Source organism: Bradyrhizobium sp. AZCC 2262, assembly GCF_036924535.1.
Classification (GTDB): Bacteria; Pseudomonadota; Alphaproteobacteria; order Rhizobiales; family Xanthobacteraceae; genus Bradyrhizobium.
The window spans coordinates 3,048,077-3,064,737 of record NZ_JAZHRT010000001.1; the positions used below are offsets into that span (position 1 = coordinate 3,048,077).

15 protein-coding genes are annotated in these 16,661 nt (G+C 62.4%); 9 read left to right on the top strand and 6 right to left on the bottom strand.

Going from position 1 to position 16,661, the window contains the following annotated elements:
* Positions 1–110: 110 nt before the first annotated feature.
* The 9 genes from V1283_RS14315 to gmk all read left to right on the top strand — a co-directional run bounded on the left by V1283_RS14315 (position 111) and on the right by gmk (position 8,658).
* The gene (locus V1283_RS14315) at positions 111–821 is read left to right on the top strand and encodes a TetR/AcrR family transcriptional regulator C-terminal domain-containing protein (protein WP_334387120.1); all 711 of its coding nucleotides are present in this window, start codon (positions 111–113) and stop codon (positions 819–821) included.
* Complete coding sequence (locus tag V1283_RS14320) at positions 818–1,843, top strand: fatty acid desaturase family protein (protein ID WP_334387121.1); 1,026 nt, start codon at positions 818–820, stop codon at positions 1,841–1,843. The genes V1283_RS14315 and V1283_RS14320 overlap by 4 nt, the downstream gene beginning before the upstream one ends.
* Positions 1,844–1,946: 103 nt before the next feature.
* Positions 1,947–2,900 carry an ACP S-malonyltransferase gene (fabD, locus tag V1283_RS14325; protein WP_334387122.1) on the top strand — a complete coding sequence of 318 codons (954 nt, stop codon included), beginning with the start codon at positions 1,947–1,949 and terminating at the stop codon, positions 2,898–2,900.
* Between the two features lie 21 nt (positions 2,901–2,921).
* On the top strand, positions 2,922–3,659 hold the full coding sequence (gene fabG, locus V1283_RS14330; RefSeq protein ID WP_057851455.1) for a 3-oxoacyl-[acyl-carrier-protein] reductase: 738 nt from the start codon (positions 2,922–2,924) through the stop codon (positions 3,657–3,659).
* Positions 3,660–3,962: 303 nt separating this feature from the next.
* Positions 3,963–4,202, top strand: coding sequence for an acyl carrier protein (locus V1283_RS14335; RefSeq protein ID WP_008969609.1), 240 nt, complete (start codon positions 3,963–3,965; stop codon positions 4,200–4,202).
* 97 nt (positions 4,203–4,299) lie between these two features.
* Positions 4,300–5,565 (top strand): beta-ketoacyl-ACP synthase II, encoded by a 1,266-nt coding sequence (gene fabF, locus V1283_RS14340; RefSeq protein WP_334387123.1) that lies wholly within the window; start codon positions 4,300–4,302, stop codon positions 5,563–5,565.
* A gap of 126 nt (positions 5,566–5,691) precedes the next feature.
* Positions 5,692–6,987, top strand: a complete 1,296-nt coding sequence (gene mltG, locus V1283_RS14345) for an endolytic transglycosylase MltG (protein ID WP_334387124.1) — start codon at positions 5,692–5,694, stop codon at positions 6,985–6,987.
* Positions 6,988–7,113: 126 nt separating this feature from the next.
* Positions 7,114–8,001 (top strand): YicC/YloC family endoribonuclease, encoded by an 888-nt coding sequence (locus tag V1283_RS14350; RefSeq protein ID WP_334387125.1) that lies wholly within the window; start codon positions 7,114–7,116, stop codon positions 7,999–8,001.
* A 3-nt stretch (positions 8,002–8,004) separates the two neighbouring features.
* Positions 8,005–8,658 (top strand): guanylate kinase, encoded by a 654-nt coding sequence (gene gmk, locus V1283_RS14355; protein WP_334387126.1) that lies wholly within the window; start codon positions 8,005–8,007, stop codon positions 8,656–8,658.
* An 18-nt stretch (positions 8,659–8,676) separates the two neighbouring features.
* Here the strand turns inward: gmk and V1283_RS14360 are convergent, their stop codons facing one another.
* From V1283_RS14360 to V1283_RS14385, 6 genes are all read right to left on the bottom strand, one after another.
* A complete protein-coding gene (locus tag V1283_RS14360; protein ID WP_334387127.1) occupies positions 8,677–9,804 on the bottom strand; it encodes a hypothetical protein in 1,128 nt (375 codons plus the stop codon).
* Between the two features lie 724 nt (positions 9,805–10,528).
* Positions 10,529–11,029 (bottom strand): hypothetical protein, encoded by a 501-nt coding sequence (locus V1283_RS14365; protein WP_334387128.1) that lies wholly within the window; start codon positions 11,027–11,029, stop codon positions 10,529–10,531.
* A gap of 160 nt (positions 11,030–11,189) precedes the next feature.
* Positions 11,190–12,548, bottom strand: coding sequence for a caspase family protein (locus V1283_RS14370; RefSeq protein WP_334387129.1), 1,359 nt, complete (start codon positions 12,546–12,548; stop codon positions 11,190–11,192).
* 1,204 nt (positions 12,549–13,752) lie between these two features.
* Positions 13,753–14,538 carry a hypothetical protein gene (locus tag V1283_RS14375; protein WP_334387130.1) on the bottom strand — a complete coding sequence of 262 codons (786 nt, stop codon included), beginning with the start codon at positions 14,536–14,538 and terminating at the stop codon, positions 13,753–13,755.
* A gap of 248 nt (positions 14,539–14,786) precedes the next feature.
* Complete coding sequence (locus V1283_RS14380; protein WP_334387131.1) at positions 14,787–15,176, bottom strand: hypothetical protein; 390 nt, start codon at positions 15,174–15,176, stop codon at positions 14,787–14,789.
* Positions 15,177–15,359: 183 nt separating this feature from the next.
* On the bottom strand, positions 15,360–15,893 hold the full coding sequence (locus V1283_RS14385) for a cytochrome P460 family protein (protein WP_334387132.1): 534 nt from the start codon (positions 15,891–15,893) through the stop codon (positions 15,360–15,362).
* Positions 15,894–16,661 lie beyond the last annotated feature (768 nt).

The window sequence follows — 16,661 nt, forward strand, 5'->3', positions numbered from 1 at the left end:
GCGCGCTTTATAAGGATTTTGGCCGCGCTGGCAAGGCTTACCAGGGCAGGAAACATTCGATCTTGATTTATTTGTTTGTACATCATACAAAGAAGGGGTCGGAGGTAAAAATGGCCCCCAAGTCCGTTCAGACAGCTCCGGAAGTGTCCGCCGACGATCCCAGGCACGCCGCCCGCGCGACCCGGACCGCCGGTCGCCAGATGCGTTCGCGCCTCCTCGACGGCGCCAGCCGCCTGTTCAGGGAGCGGGGCCTTGCCGGCACCTCGATCTCGGACATCGCGGCGGCCGCGGACGCGTTTCCGAGCCAGATCACCTATTACTTCCGCACCAAGGAAGCCCTGTTCGTCGAAGCCGCCTGCCGCGAGATGCTCTATCTGGCGCGTGCGACCGAGCAGGCGGCGCTTCAGGCGCGCACGCCGCGGGAATACACACACGCGTTGGCGGAGACGGTGACGGCGACGGACACGGTGGCCTTCTTCGCCGAAGCCTTGACCCTGACCAGACGCCGTCAGGATCTTGCGCCTCTGGTTGAGCGCACCATCGAGCGTCTGCACAGCGAAGGCGCGCGCGCCTATGCAGGCCAGGTCGAGCGGCACGGCTGGCGCTCACTTCGCGCGCCCGAGGAAAGCTCGCGGCGGTTCTGGGCGGTTGCGGTCGGCGTCATGATCGAGGGCCATGCGATGGGGCGATCGGCAGAGGATTTGTGCAGCGAGATGCTGCGCGTGCTGGGCGATCAGGCCACGACACCGCCTGGGACCGAGAGCGCCAGGCTGCGCGTGGTTGACGACAACGACAAGCCCGACAGGGAGACCTCATCATGACCGCGCTTCGCATGCGTGCCCGCGATTTTCTGAACGAGGATCAACTGATCGCCGTCCGCCAGCGCGTGACGTGGAAGGGGGCCGCCCTGATCGTGCATGCATGGGCGCTGATATTGGGCTCGATCGCACTGGTAGCGTGGTGGCCCAATCCGCTGACCCTTTTGCTGGCGGTCGGCATCATCGGCTCGCGCCAGCTCGGACTTGCGATCCTGATGCATGACGGCGCGCATGGATGCCTGTCGGCGGACGAGAAGGTCAACCTGACGCTCAGCCAATGGTTCTGCGCCTATCCGATCTTCGCCGAGACCCGCGCCTATCGCCGCTATCACCTGCAGCACCATGCGCGCACGCAACAGGAAGACGATCCCGATCTGGTGCTGTCCGCGCCGTTTCCGATCACCGGAATGAGCTATCGCCGCAAGTTCGTGCGCGATATCACCGGGCAGACCGGCTATCAGCAGCGCAAGGCGCAGTTCTTGAACGCGCTCGGGCCAAAGGAATGGCCGCTCGCACGACGCGCCGCGCACTTCTGGGAGAAGCTTGGTCCGCAATTTGTCGTCAACGCCGTGATGTTCGCGGGCCTTGCCGCCGCCGGCGTGTGGTGGGCCTATCCGCTGCTATGGCTGTTGCCGCTACTCACCTGGCAGATGGTCATCACCCGCATCCGCAACATCGCCGAACATGCAGTCGTTCCCGACTCGAACGATCCCCTGCGCAACACCCGCACCACGCACGCGAATTTTCTCGAGCGGCTGTTCATCGCACCCTATTACGTCAACTACCACCTCGAGCATCATCTGCTGTTCTACGTGCCCTGTTACAATCTTCCGCGCGTCCACCGCATACTCAGTGAAAGCCGGTATGCGGATCGCATGGAGGTGCAGCCGAACTACGCCGCCGTGCTGCGGCTTGCCACCGCCAGGCCGGACCACGAGGACAGGCCGGGCAATGTCGTGAGCAGCGCGCGCCGCGCCCGGGCCGGCAAAGAGGTTGGCGGCGACCAGCAAGCGGGCGGCTTCTAGAGACCGATCCGGGCTTTGAGCCAGTCCCGGCGATTCCGCACCGCGGCTTGACATCCCGGCCTTGGTCAGTGTCTTACGGCCCCATTCGAATGAGGGAGCGCCGATGACGGCTGCATTTACGTTTCCGGGGCAGGGTTCCCAGGCGGTCGGCATGGGCAAGGCCCTGGCGGAGGCCTTTCCGGCCGCGCGGGCGGTATTCGACGAGGTCGATTCGGCGCTCGGCGAGAAGCTGACCGCCATCATCTGGGATGGCCCGGCCGAGACCCTCCAGCTCACCGAAAATGCTCAGCCGGCCCTGATGGCGGTCTCGATCGCCACGCTGCGGGTACTGGAGACCGAGGCGGGCTTTTCCGTCGGGCGGGATGCGGCCTTCGTCGCCGGCCATTCGCTCGGCGAATATTCCGCGCTTGCCGCCGCCGACAGCCTCAGTGTCAGGGATACCGCGCGGCTGCTGCGTACCCGCGGTCTTGCGATGCAAAAGGCGGTACCGGTCGGCGTCGGGGCCATGGCTGCACTGCTCGGGCTTGATTATGAGGCCGCGATGGCGGTTGCCGGCGAAGCCGCGCAGGGGCAGGTCTGCCAGGCGGCCAACGACAATGGTGGCGGACAGGTGGTCGTGTCCGGCGACAAGGCCGCCGTCGAGCGCGCGCTCGAAATCGCCAAGACCAAGGGCGCCAAGCGTGCAATGCTGCTGCCGGTGTCCGCGCCGTTCCATTGCAAGCTGATGCAGCCCGCGGCCGATGCGATGGCTGAGGCGCTGGCCGGTGTGACGATCAAGACGCCGGCCTCGCCGCTGGTGTCGAACGTGCTGGCGGCACCCGTCACCGATCCCGACGAGATTCGCCGCCGCCTGATCGAGCAGATCACCGGCACCGTGCGCTGGCGCGAGTCGGTGGCTTTCATGGCAGCGCACGGCGTCACGCGGTTCTTCGAAATCGGTGCCGGCAAGGTGCTGAGCGGGCTGGTCAAGCGCATCGCCGACGGCGCGGTCGGCGTGTCGATCGGGGGACCCAACGATATTGCGGCGGCCAAGGACGCATTGGCGGCTTCGGCCTAAAGCTCCCGGAAGGAGACATTGATGTTCGATTTGACGGGCAGGACGGCGCTGGTGACCGGCGCGACCGGCGGCATTGGCGGGGCGATTGCGCAGGCGTTGCATGGGCAGGGCGCGACGGTGGCTATTTCCGGAACGCGCCGCGAGGTGCTGGATTCGTTTGCCGGCAAGCTTGGCGATCGCGTCCATGTGCTGCCGTGCAACCTTTCCGACAGCGCTGATGTCGAGGCGCTGGTGCCGGCGGCGGAAGCTGCGATGGGACAGGTCGACATCCTGATCGCCAATGCCGGCATCACGCGTGACAACCTTTTCGTGCAGTTGCGCGACGAGGACTGGGACGACGTCATCCAGGTCAATCTGACCGCGACCTTCCGTCTCGCCCGCGCTGCCACCAAACTGATGATGCGCAAGCGCTTCGGCCGGATCATTGCGATCACCTCGATCGTCGGCGTGACCGGCAACCCCGGCCAGGCCAACTACACCGCGTCGAAGGCCGGAATCATCGGCCTGATCAAGACGCTGGGTGCGGAATACGCCAAGCGCAACGTGACCGCCAATTGCATCGCGCCGGGGTTCATCAAGACGCCGATGACGGATGCGCTCAACGACAAGCAGCGCGAGACCATCCTGACGAAGGTTCCTGCGGCGCGGTTGGGGACGCCGGAGGACATCGCCGCGGCGGCCGTCTATCTCGCCTCGAACGAGGCGGCCTACGTCACCGGCCAGACGATTCACGTCAACGGCGGAATGGCCATGATTTGAGCGAGTTATCGCCCCGATCGATGCGGCCAAAGGCCGTTTCGCCGGGGTGGTGGAGGTTGTAGTCAGGGCTTGGGAAGTATGGTAACCGAACCCCCGACGGATGGGCAAAGAAGGCCATTGCAGGATTTTGAAACCCTGTATATTGGCGTGGCAACGCCTGCCGTTCGCCGGGGCTTTGTCGGCTACCACCGGGCCGAATCAAGACTATGCGCGATAGCGAAGGAAGTTTAACGACCACGATAGCTCGTAGCGTATTTGAAGCGTCTTGGGGTCGGGTCCATTGGAACAAGCACGAGGTTGAAGATGAGTGAGATTGGCGAGCGGGTTAAGAAGATTGTGGTCGAACACCTCGGTGTTGAACCCGATAAGGTTGTAGACAACGCAAGTTTCATCGACGACCTCGGCGCCGACAGTCTCGACACCGTCGAGCTTGTGATGGCATTTGAAGAAGAGTTCGGTTGCGAAATCCCCGATGACGCCGCCGAGACGATTTTGACCGTCGGCGACGCCACGAAGTTTCTCGAGAAGAACGCGAAAAGCTGACGTCCCGGGCGGGTAGAGACAGAACCGGACGGGCCGTTGTCGAACGGTCCCCCGGTTTCTTGTTTTGGGCCTCTGGTTTCGGGCTGGAGTTTTTGACATGAGGCGGGTTGTCGTCACGGGGCTGGGCATGGTTACGCCGCTCGGCTGCGGCGTTGACACAACGTGGACGCGTATCCTCAACGGCCAGAGCGGCGCCAAGCAGATCGACACATTCGAAGTCGCGGATCTTGCGAGCCGGATCGCCTGCGTAATTCCACGCGGCGACGGCAGTGATGGCACCTTCAATCCCGACCAGTGGATGGAGCCAAAGGAACAGCGCAAGGTCGACGACTTCATCATCTTTGCGATGGCTGCGGCGCGCCAGGCGCTCGACGACGCCGACTGGCACCCCTCGACCGAAGAAGACAAATGCGCCACCGGCACCCTGATCGGATCGGGGATCGGCGGCCTGTCCGGCATTGCCGACACGGCGCTGCTGCTGAAGGAACGCGGGCCGCGCAGGGTATCGCCGTTCTTCATCCCGGGGCGTCTGATCAATCTCGCGTCCGGCTATGTCTCGATCGAGCACGGCCTCAAAGGCCCCAACCATTCCGTGGTGACGGCGTGTTCGACCGGCGCGCATGCGATCGGCGATGGTGCCAGGCTGATTGCGCTCGGCGACGCCGACGTCATGGTGGCGGGCGGAACCGAATCGCCGATCTGCCGGCTGGCGATGGCGGGCTTCTGCGCGGCGCGCGCGCTCTCGACTGGCTTCAACGAGACGCCGGAAAGAGCCTCACGGCCCTATGACAGGGATCGCGATGGATTCGTGATGGGCGAGGGCGCCGGCGTCGTTGTGCTCGAGGAATATGAGCACGCGAAAAAGCGTGGTGCGCGAATCTATGCCGAAGTGGTGGGCTACGGCCTGTCGGGCGACGCCTATCACATCACCTCGCCGTCGCCGGATGGCGACGGAGGCTTCCGCAGCATGAGCGCGGCGATCAAGCGCGCCGGGATCGCGATATCCGATATCGACTACATCAACGCCCACGGCACTTCGACACAAATCGGCGACGAGATCGAACTCGGCGCGGTGGAGCGAATGCTCGGCAACGCCGCCTCCAAGGTGTCGATGTCGTCGACGAAATCGTCCACCGGGCACCTGCTCGGTGCTGCCGGTGCGATCGAGGCCATTTTCAGTATCCTTGCGATTCGCGATAACGTTGCTCCGCCCACCATCAATTTGGAAAATCCGTCGGTGGAAACGGCAATCGATCTGGTGCCGCAGACGGCGCGCAAGCGCGAGATTAACGTCGCGCTGTCGAATTCCTTCGGTTTCGGGGGCACCAATGCCTCCGTGATCGTTCAGCGCATGGCTGACTAGCAAGTGTTTATAACTACTCCACCGTTTTGCCGTATTCGGCGATGACTTCTACATTTGGGCGTATGCTATCGGCTGGGCAGGGGATTGCCGGGCCGCGATTGAACCGACAGGATTCAGGTTGCATCGATGAGTGAGAGGCCGCCCATTTCACCACGAAGCCCGCGCGCTGCGTTGGAGCCCGAGCAGGTGCCGCCGCCGCCGAGGCGGTCGGAGCGTGCCCGCAATCCTTTCGTGGTGGTCGGCAATGCCATCATCACTATCCTGATCATCCTGATGATCGGGGCGGGGACGGTGTACTATTACGGCAGGCAAATGCTGGAGACCCCGGGCCCGCTGCGGGAAGACAAGATCGTCAACATTCCTTCGCGTGCCGGCAAGCGCGACATCGCCGACGCGCTGCTGCGCGAGGGCGTGATCAACGTCAATCCCTGGGTATTTATCGGCGGCGTGTTTGCGCTCAAGGCGAGTTCCGACCTCAAGCCCGGCGAATATTCTTTCCAGAAGAATGCCAGCCTGCGCGACGTCATCGCCACCATCGTCGAGGGCAAGGTGGTACAGCACGCCGTCACTATCCCGGAAGGCCTGACCTCCGAACAGATCGTGGCGCGGCTCACTGACAACGACATCTTCGCTGGGAGCGTGCGGGAAATGCCGCGCGAAGGTACGCTGTTGCCGGAAACCTACAAATTCCCGCGCGGCACCACGCGCGAGCAGGTGATCCAGCGCATGCAGCAGACCCAGAAGCGGGTGCTCGCGGAGATCTGGGAACGCCGCAATCCGGATGTTCTGGTCAAGTCGCCGGAGCAGCTCGTCACGCTGGCCTCGATCATCGAGAAGGAAACCGGCCGTGCCGACGAGCGCAGCCGCGTCGCCGCCGTATTCACCAATCGCCTGCGGCAGAGGATCAAGCTGCAGTCCGATCCGACCATTATCTACGGTCTGGTCGGCGGCAAGGGAACGCTGGGCCGGCCGATCAAGCGCTCCGAGATCACGCAGCCTTCGCCCTACAACACCTATGTGATCGAAGGACTGCCGCCCGGACCGATCGCCAATCCGGGCCGCGCCTCGCTCGAAGCGGCCGCCAACCCGGCGCGCACGCGCGACCTGTTCTTCGTGGCCGACGGCACCGGCGGGCACACCTTTACCGAGACCTACGACCAGCACCAGAAGAACGTCGCCAAGCTGCGGGCGCTCGAAAAACAGATTCAGAACGATACCGTCGAACCGTCCGAGGATGCGCCGCCGCCGACGGCGGCTGGAGCGCCGCCCGACACCAATCCAACCGCGGCGACGCCACGGCCGGCGGCGCCAGCGAAAAAGCCGCCGGCCCGTCCTGCGGCGCCTGCCCCTGCGCCCGCGACGGCGCCAGCCCGCCAGGGCGCCGCGCAGTCGACCACGACACCGCCGGTGGTTCAGCGCTGACGCCGGCCAGTTAAGTCGGTGTTTCCGCTACAGTCCGAACGCAATTCCACTTTGGCGGAAATCGGCTTAAGGTCCCGCCGTTCCTTTCGAGTCTCGAAATCACAGTCTTTCAGAGAGTGTTACGCGATGGCGCTATCGAGCATGACCGGTTTTGCCCGGAGCCACGGCGCCAGCGGCCCCTATACGTTCGAATGGGAACTGAAATCGGTCAACGCCAAGGGTTTTGACCTGCGCTTGCGCCTGCCGCCCGGCTGGGACGAACTGGAGGCCTCTGCCAAGAAACGCGCCGGCGAGGTGCTGTCGCGAGGGACGGTCTATGCCAACCTCAGCGTCAAGCGCGCCAACGCGGTCTCCACCGTGCGTATCAATGAAGACGTGCTCGCCTCGATCGTGAAGGTCGCCGGCGAGCTGGCCGGCAGGATCGACGCCGTGGCGCCCAGCATCGACGGTCTCCTCGGCATCAAGGGCGTCATCGAGGTTGTCGAACCCGAAAGCGACGAGGCGGAAGACAAGGCGGCGAGGGATGCCGCTGCCGCCGCCTTCGAGCAGGCGCTCGCCCAACTGGTCGAAATGCGCCGCCGCGAGGGCGTGACGCTCGGGCAAATTCTCATGCAGCGCATGGATGAGATCGAGAGGCTGGCGAAGCGGGCGGAGGCAGCACCCGGCCGCAAGCCGGAGGCGATCAGGGCGCGCCTGGCCGAGCAGGTGGCGGCACTGCTGGAAACCTCCGAACGCTTTGACGCTGACCGGCTCAATCAGGAAGCAATCCTGATCGCGACCAGGGCCGATATCCGCGAAGAGCTCGATCGCATCGCCTCGCACGTGACGCAGGCCCGTGAGATGATCGGCAAGGGCGGACCGGTCGGCCGCCGGCTCGACTTCCTCGCCCAGGAATTTAACCGCGAGGTCAATACCTGCTGCTCCAAATCGAACGATCTGGAATTGACCCAGACCGGGCTCGAAATGAAGAACGTGGTCGAGCAATTCCGCGAGCAGGTCCAGAACCTGGAGTAACCGATGACGGCTGGAGGTTTCGACGGAGTTGAGCGACGCGGGCTGATGTTCGTGCTGTCGTCGCCCTCGGGCGCGGGCAAGACCACGCTGTCGCGCATGCTGCTTGAGCGCGAGCCGGGTCTCAAGATGTCCGTTTCGGCGACGACACGCTCGATGCGACCGGGCGAGGTCGAGGGTCATGATTATTTCTTTGTCGACAAACCCAAATTCGAGGCGATGGTCGCGCAGGGCGAACTGCTCGAATGGGCGACGGTGTTCGACAATCTTTACGGAACGCCGCGTGCGCCGGTCGAAGCGGCATTGTCGGCGGGACAGGACGTTTTGTTCGACATCGACTGGCAGGGCACCCAGCAGCTGCATCAGAAGGCGAGCGTCGATGTGGTTCGGGTGTTCATCCTGCCGCCATCGGCCGCCGATCTGGAGAAACGGCTGCACACGCGGGCGCAGGACTCCGACGAGGTGATTCGCGGGCGCATGAGCCGCGCCACTCACGAACTCAGTCACTGGGCGGAATACGACTATATCGTCGTCAACCACAACGTCGATGACGCGTTCGCCGAGGTGCAGTCGATCCTCAAGGCCGAGCGGCTCAAGCGTGAGCGCCGCACCGGCCTCACCGAGTTCGTGCGCAAGCTGCAGCGCCAGTTGGAAAAATAGTCGCCGCGTCCGTTTCGATTACGTCTGCGCGCTGCGGGCGAGCCGGGCCAGCATTTCCGTAACTTGCTGGTCCCTGTCCTGCGGCATATGTGCCTGCGGCATGTGCACCTGAGGCGCGTGTCGCCGATCCTGCGGTGCGCGGGGCCGTTCCTGGGGCACGCGCGTGCGCGGTCGCTCCTGGGGCATACGCGTCGTATGGTGCACGGCGCCGGCGCGCCGCAACCCGGCGTCCTCGTCGTGGAACATCGGCTGTGGCGAACGCCGCTTTGTCTTTGCGGAATCCCACATCGCACGCCGCTTGCGGCGCATGGCGCGGCGCGCCCGCATGCGGCCGATCCGCACGATCGCGCTTACGGTGAGGCCGGCCAATGCGAGGGCGGCGGCCATCACCAGAAGCAGTTTCTGCAGTGATGCGGTCGGTTTTGCCGTCGCCGCATCCGCTGCGGCTGGCGCAACCTGATCTGCCGCGGGCCGCTGCACTTCCTCGGCCTGTGGCGGCTGGGCTGCGGGCGGGTTGGCGGTGGCGACCTGAAGATCGGTTGGATTGGCTGAAGCGCGCGTGGTGGGAGCGTCATTCCATCGCATCGACGACAGCGGCGCCGGCGCGAGTACGTTCGGCATATCTGCGCGCGGGCTATTCGGCACCGCCGCCGCGGGGACTGCCCCAACCGTTCGCGGCTCGGCTCTGGCGGGCGCATTTGGCTCAGCGCGGGGTTGCTGGGAGACCCATTCGGCACGTGCGTCGGCAATCGACTTGCGTGTGATCGTTCGTTGCTGCGCCGGCTCCTCTGTTGCTGAAGCTGGCGCTGGAGCCGAAGCTGACGCCGGGGCCGAAGCTGACGCCGGGGCCGAAGCTGGCGGCGCGGCGCGGGCAAACTTGTCGTCGGCCGTGTCGCTCTCCTCCCGGAGATACCAACACTGACGTTTGGTCGTGCGGTCGATGCGATAGTACCAGTGGCTGCCCGAGGGTGTCGCGCCCTTCGGCGCCGACAGGCAACTGTCGGCGGCGGCCTGGGTCGCTGGTGTGGCGGCTTCCGCTGCGGTTGTTATTGCCTGGGCCCGGAGATCCGTCACGGTGGCCAGACTGGCGCCTGCCACCACACCGGCAAGGAGCGCCGGGACGAATTTCACGGAACGGTTCGACATACACAACCCCGGCAACGCTACGCAACGCGACTCTTGACGCCCCTAATCTGGTCAGAGACTTGGGTGGCAATGAGCCGCAATTCCGGAAGGGATGGGGTATAATTGGGGCTAGTGTTTCATCCCAATTGAGGCCGTCTAAACTCACGAAAAATCGGGCGTTTTTCCTACTGTTTGGACGCGGTCCAGCGTCCGGTACAGCCATCGGATCGCACGAATGAACCGGAGCCGGCGCGGCCCGAAAAACGCCCGGTACTGTTCCAGCTCAAACCCTGGGCGGATCCGCCGCTCCGCGTCGAGCCATTTGGGCTAACTGACCCTGAGCTCAACTCGCCCGAAATCCTGCCACCGGAGATGACAAATCTCTCGGTGCTGCTACCGCAGGGCGTGCCTACGGCAACCGAAACCCATGAGCCATCGAAATTGCCGCCGCCACCGCCGCTTTCGCCGCCGCTTCTGCGCGACGCGCGGCGTGGCTCGTCGGATTCAGGTTTGGCGCGAGCTGCCGGCTTTGAGGGTTCGACCGTGCGTGGCTTCTCCCGTGAACCGGATAGGGATTTTTCGTCGTTGCCGATGCTGCCGCCGGCGCTGCCGGATTGTCCCAGCGTCGCTACGGTCGGGAGGGCCGCCGAGATCAGGAGGGAGCAGAGGGCAATTCTGATCGAACGTTGAACCGTGCAAGGCATGATAAGCTGTTTCCAATCCTTCGGCGGCGACGACCTGAAGGCTATTGTTTGGCCGCTGTCCACCTTCCGGTGCAGCCGTCCGATTGCCGGAACGTCCCGCCGCCGCTGCGACCGGACAGGCGGCCGGTCGTGATGACCGTGATGCCATTGCCGGTGGAGGTGCCGTACACCGTGCCATCGGGACTGACGGTGCCCCGGGCGGTCTGCCCGATAATCTTGCCGCTGGTGACGACGACGGCGTTGCTGCTGGTGCCCTGGCAAGTAACCCCGACGCCGCTGACGATCCAGGCGCCATCGAAATTGTTGCCGCCACCTCCGCCGCTTTTTCGCGACGCGCGGCGCGGTTCGTCCGCCTCGGGCTGGCTGCGTCGCGCGGGTTTTGAGGACTCGGTCGCGCGTGAACCTGACAGCGATTTTTCATCGTTGCCGATACTGCCGCCCGCGCTGCCGGATTGCGCATGGGCAAGGCCGGAGCCGAGCGTCAACGATATCAACATGGCGAGGAGGGCGATCGGGATCGAACGTCGGGCGGCATTTTTCATGAGCAGGTGCTTCCAATATCGCGAACAAAATTCTAGAGCATGCTTCAACTGCGTTGAATCATGCTCGTCCGTCATTTTCTTTTTTGAGCATGATCTCCGCGCAAACGCGTTCCGCGTTTGTCGCGAGGAAAAACCGGTATCCACTTTTCCGGATCATGCTCTAACGGCCGGACCCGTCGGCACAGACCGCGCCAATAATGCGACAAGATTTGCCAGCCTTCCCGCACTCGTCAAGCGCCGCTTTCCTGGCCTGCGCAACGGTGTCGCGCTGAATCAGCGACCACGATTCGTCCGAGATCGCGAACGCGCCGCATCGCGACCCATAGAAACTCAACTCCATCGGACATTTGTTCGCGCCGCACTTGCTGCGCGCGTCGTCGATCGCCGCCCGGCGCGAAGAGTGATTCCAGGACATTCCCCATTTGTCGCCGTCGGGACCGTAGACGATCGAGGCCCACGGTTTCAGATCGTCCATCTTGCGCAGCCGCGTCAGCACGCCTTCGGTGGCTTCACCATTCGGCGTCATCTTGACCTTCTCCTGAAACTTGCTGACTGCCACGCGCATGCCGTTCTTGCTGTCCAGCGGCTCCGGGTCGTAATTGAGCTCGAACAGGCGGTCGCTCAATTCGCGCAGCAGCACGGGGTCCTTGATCGGAATGCGGTCGGGATCCGGACGCAGCGTCGAGGCCAGCGGTTCGGGCGGCGCCGCGACCGCGAGCTGCTGGGACGAAGCGATCGGGGCAGGGGCCACGAAATAGAAATTGCCGTCGATCGGGGAAGAGGACACCCAGGGCTGTTGCGATCCGCCGGTCTGGCGTTTCACGGCGAGGCCGACCTGGTTGAAGGTCTGGAAGATGTCGAGCCCGGACTGCTTGATGGTCGTGGCCAACGCCTTGGTATAGGGGCTGTGGCCGTCGGCGCCGTCGAGCGCGACATTGCCGGGCTGCGTCGCGTAGGAGATCAGCGTTCCCTCCGGCGCGCGCATCTGCGCCAGGCCGCCGTCGGAGGCGCGCAATCCGCGCGCGCCGAACGGGTTGTTCCGGCATGCATCGAGGATCACCATGTTGAGGCGCGTTCCCGAGCCCTGCATCTGGCGCAGCACGAGGTTGACGTCGACCATCTGGAAATCGACATCGGCCTCGCGCGTCGGGTTGGCGCTGACCGGGACCAGGTAGTTCGCGCCGGAGACCTGCACGCCGTGGCCGGCATAATAGAACAGCGCGACGTCGGCGCCCTGAACCAGGCGGCCGAAATTCTGCACGGCCAGATCCATCGCCGGCTTGTCGAGATCGAGCTGGGCGCGGCCGCCGATCAGGGTGAAGCCGAGAGCTGAGAGCGTCTCGGCCATCAGCGCGGCGTCGTTGCGGGGGTTATCGAGCCGGGTCACGTTTTGATAGGCGGAGTTGCCGATGACCAGCGCGACGCGCTTCTCGGCCGCGGCCGGCGTAGCGAGCGTGAGCGCCAGCAATGACGCCAGCGCCGCGAATTTCCAGATTTTCCCGCTGAAAGCCCCGCGCATCTCTAAGAAAAACCCATAATGAAATGCCGGCAGATTATCAGTCCGCGCGCTCTGCGAAAAGCGGTACGGCGCCGCAACAGGGGCTGATCGGGCAGGGTGATGTCGGTACTCCGATGCGCGTATGGTTGTTTCGATGGATGCGGCCGGTGTCGGATACGACATTGTGGTCTCGCGGCGCGGGGTGCGCCCGAAGTTATAAATCTACGGTGCCCTCTCGTAAGCGGAGGGCGCAGGGAAAGCCGGGTGCCCATGACACCCGCAGTCGTGCGCAAGAATGCACACGGCGGACCGCAGGTGCGCCGGAACACCCGGCCTCCCCTGCGCCGTGGTTTTACGGCTTATGCCGCGATCTCCCCGGAGCCGAATTCCTCTGGCCTCCGTCGCTGACGGATTAGCGATTGATCGAAGGCCCGGTCGGGCTCGACCATCTCCATCAGCTTGACACCAGCCACGGGTGCCAGGACCACACGGTTTTGCCGTCCGCAGCTTCCTCGAGCCAACCGCCTCGACCGGCCCGCATGCTGCCGGAAGAAGTTTCGACTGAAGCGTTTAAGCGCCGGTCGTCTGCGCAGGTAGTGCCCGCTCACGGAAGACCCGCCCTGCGAACACCTCTCGCGCCCGACGCTGCCGCGTCCACCGCAACCCGTCCCAACGTTCGTGACGATGGCCAACGCCCCTCTTGCGGGACAGGATAGCGGGAGTTGTAGGTTTGATTTGGGTGCCGCGTTAAGCGAAAAATCTGTACTGGTCGTGAAATAAGTTTCTTGCCACGTGGGGCAAATCAGTGAAGAGGGCGCAAGAGAAAATCGCGCGAGCGCGCGACGTCGATCGAATGACTGTTACTGAAACTACCACGGCTTGACGAAGGGGCGCCGACACTGATCCGCCGAAAGGCGTCGGGCAGACCTCGCGTCCAATGCGAATTTTGCATTGGATGATGCTCGACGCGGCTACCCGCGGCCTGGCTATTTCGTGGATGTCGTGGTGTTTGACCCTGCTCGCTACGCGCCCGAGGCAGACTATGTGCGTCCGCGCGAATTGAGCGTCGGCGTGCAAACACTGTTGATCAACGGTACTCTCTCATTCAGGACGGCAGGTTGACTGCAGCTGCCGCTGGTCGGGTCCTCAAGCATACGCCGACGCCCGGGACTTGTCGTTAAGAGGCTGACGCGCGCTTACGATAAACGGCGACCGAGAATCAATATCAGGGTAGCAACGACCACAAATACTCCATAGCCGCGCTCATATGTGTTTTGACAAACTCTTTTATGGCGAGCATCGCGCCGTCTATAGTCTGTCCTTTGACCGTGTTTACGAACCGCCCGCTCGCGATCTTCAACGCCTGGACCGTTCTGCGCACCCAGCCTGCGCTGATCGTCTCTGACTTGAGCTTCTCCAATCCACTCTTCAGATCCTGGACGACCGAGTCCCGTTCTTGCGGATGCGAGACTGCATAACCATTGTCCTGCTCGATCGCTTCAGTTGCAGCCTCCAACTCTTTGACCGCCTTAGCGACCTCCGGCTCACTTTGGCTGATTGTGATCGGCGCCCACTCGTCAACCGGCTCGGAGGTGAAATCGTCCTCCGTGATTTTAAACTGCCGCGCCAAGTTGTTGACGTTGATCAACGCACTCGACAGCCACATCCTCTCTTCGCCGGACATCCGGGCCTTGTAGAAAGGACTTATGGGCGATTCCAAGAGGGACTGCTGTAGCTCATCGTAACCCTCACCCCTTTGCCAGAGTGTCGGGCCGAACGGATCATGAATTATCTTGATCGCGTCATGCTTCAGCAGCAGCCGCAAAGCTTCGGTCCGTAAGGGTTCACTTTCGAGATAGCAATATTCTTCGTTGTCTTCGCTAGCGTACGTGAAGTCCTTCAGCAGCCCCCGCTCGCTGTAGTAATTTTGCGGGTATTCCAAATGCTGAAAGAACGCGAGCATGTAGTACTCGGGCGCCAGGTTCAAAAACGTCTGCTTATCCATTTCCATTGGGTAATGCGTCCCTTCCCACAATCACCGCAAGATATGTGGGATTCTGAAAAGAGCTCTCCGCGTATCGAGTCAAAATTGAAGAATCAAAGAAAACCTAGAAGCACTACCACATAGGCTCTAGTTCCGTGTGCAACTGATCTCATTCATCTCATATCCGCATCGGTTTCCGGGCCTTGAACCTAGAGGTGTCGCTTTGAACTTGGAGCAATTTGCATTAGAACGGAATAGAGTCAGAGCGTGAGCGTTCATTCCTTCAAGCAGATTTTTATGTGATCCCACGGCCAATTTCCATCAGCGACAGGCCCTTGCGTGGTGTTGATGTCTCTCGCGGTCTGAAAGCGCTCTGGCGCTGATTTCCACGTTGAAATGAGTGCCGTCGAATTATCTCTATATCCGCTCGGGCATTTTCCGTCCTCGTGAGCGAACACGACGACATTCTTAGGAACAGTGAATCGGTCATAAATCAAAATGGACGAGAAGCTGATGGCGGCAGCAAATAAGCCGCTAATAAGAACGGCTGTTGCGAGTGGGTATCTCTGACGTGCCTCGGGCCATTTCGACTGCGCGGCCGCCAAGACAATAGGAACGGCCCAAGTTATTGCTGCAACCACAGCGACGTTTCCATACTCAAACACGGTAATCTCCCTGTCCAACAAAGATTGCATTCTTTCAGAACGTCAACCAAAACAAAAGCCCCGACTGGTTACGGGGCTCACCCAGCGCCGAGCGGGTGGGGCATTACGGTGATAGTGCACTCAATTGCGTTGCGGCTTTGTGGACATCACTGACAGGTTAAGTGCACTCAATCGCGCGGGGGTTCAACGCTTCTGGTACGGGTGGAAGATGTGGTCCTTCGCCTTCACCGCCACATGGCACGCGTGTCCGCAGTCCGAGGGACTGGGATCGGCCGTGAAATTGTCGGATGCGGCATCGTAGTTGAACAGCGCGTATCCCCATCCGCCGCTTTGCGGAAATCTCTTGCTGTCCTTTTCGATGACGAAGGCCTGCGTGAAGACGTCCGGCACATCCACGACGAACGGGGCCTCCGTGCTCTTCTTCGGCTTCCACTGAAGCTTCACGATCTTGGAGCCATCCGGGAAAGGCTGTCCGTTGTTCGGAACGCCGGCCTTGTACGCCTCGATCATGGTCGGATTGGCGACGATCACCTTGAGCACTTCGTCGGTCCGGGCGGAAGAGACCACCGCCCAGTCCTCGTATCCCCTGAAATCAGAGAACGCGATTCCGCTCGGCGAAGTCAGCGAGTACTTGTCCTGCGCGTAAACGGCCGCGCCGCCCACGACGACAAGCCCTGCCGTGGTTATCGCAATCGGGAGTTTACTTTTGCGCTTCATAGCTGACCCCTTTTGGTGCCGGCTTCATCCTAGCCATTTGGCCCTGCGAGGGTTATGCGCTTTGCGAAGATCTGCCGTCCCGCTTCGTCCTGAAGTCGTCGCGGAAACGAATGATCCTCGACCCCTGTACCAGCGTGATACACCGGGCGAGCTCCGATGCCCGTTCTTTCGGCAACCCCGACGTTGCCGACATATCGTGGAATCACATACCGTCCGCGCGGGGTAGTGAAGAAAACGGGATGGAAACAATGAAGATCCATGTCCTGGAGCGCGCCCTGACGGCTGCCTGCATCATCGCTGCCATCGCTGTTGTATGGTGGGGGTTCAAGATACTGGCTGCGTGACCTGGACGGCATCGGTGGGTTCGATCACGCCGGGCGGAGCTCCGCTACCAAGCGCGGGCGAGATGCTTGATTTCTGCAAAGCCCCATCAACCGCTTCACCCAAGCGTGGCAAAAAAGACTCACCGTTGTCCGCCAAACAAAGAAAGCCAAAAAAAGCCAAAATCTGATTGACGCCGATTCAGAGCTGAATCATGTTAGCGAATCATCATTGCAAGTAACGAGTTTTGCTTCCGCGTAAGCCTTCTTCGAATTTTTGGTGACGCGGCAATGTATTACGGCCTTTATCTCTTCGCGATTGCGCTTGTCATCATGATGGGCCAGCTGGCCTTTGCGCTCTATCAAGTGGCAAGCTTATTGTACCTGTCGTGAGCAGGGACCGCCGGTTTCACCTGGCCCTGCCGCACAGCCATGATCATGCGCGCCG

Bases quoted from the DNA above. Each gene is read 5' to 3' on its own strand.
- V1283_RS14335 (WP_008969609.1), top strand. From the start codon at position 3,963: ATGAGTGAGATTGGCGAGCGGGTTAAGAAGATTGTGGTCGAACACCTC.
- V1283_RS14360 (WP_334387127.1), bottom strand. From the start codon at position 9,804: ATGTCGAACCGTTCCGTGAAATTCGTCCCGGCGCTCCTTGCCGGTGTG.
- V1283_RS14375 (WP_334387130.1), bottom strand. From the start codon at position 14,538: ATGGAAATGGATAAGCAGACGTTTTTGAACCTGGCGCCCGAGTACTAC.
- V1283_RS14320 (WP_334387121.1), top strand. From the start codon at position 818: ATGACCGCGCTTCGCATGCGTGCCCGCGATTTTCTGAACGAGGATCAA.
- V1283_RS14370 (WP_334387129.1), bottom strand. From the start codon at position 12,548: ATGCGCGGGGCTTTCAGCGGGAAAATCTGGAAATTCGCGGCGCTGGCG.
- gmk (WP_334387126.1), top strand. From the start codon at position 8,005: ATGACGGCTGGAGGTTTCGACGGAGTTGAGCGACGCGGGCTGATGTTC.
- fabD (WP_334387122.1), top strand. From the start codon at position 1,947: ATGACGGCTGCATTTACGTTTCCGGGGCAGGGTTCCCAGGCGGTCGGC.
- fabF (WP_334387123.1), top strand. From the start codon at position 4,300: ATGAGGCGGGTTGTCGTCACGGGGCTGGGCATGGTTACGCCGCTCGGC.
- fabG (WP_057851455.1), top strand. From the start codon at position 2,922: ATGTTCGATTTGACGGGCAGGACGGCGCTGGTGACCGGCGCGACCGGC.
- V1283_RS14350 (WP_334387125.1), top strand. From the start codon at position 7,114: ATGGCGCTATCGAGCATGACCGGTTTTGCCCGGAGCCACGGCGCCAGC.
- V1283_RS14385 (WP_334387132.1), bottom strand. From the start codon at position 15,893: ATGAAGCGCAAAAGTAAACTCCCGATTGCGATAACCACGGCAGGGCTT.
- mltG (WP_334387124.1), top strand. From the start codon at position 5,692: ATGAGTGAGAGGCCGCCCATTTCACCACGAAGCCCGCGCGCTGCGTTG.
- V1283_RS14365 (WP_334387128.1), bottom strand. From the start codon at position 11,029: ATGAAAAATGCCGCCCGACGTTCGATCCCGATCGCCCTCCTCGCCATG.
- V1283_RS14315 (WP_334387120.1), top strand. From the start codon at position 111: ATGGCCCCCAAGTCCGTTCAGACAGCTCCGGAAGTGTCCGCCGACGAT.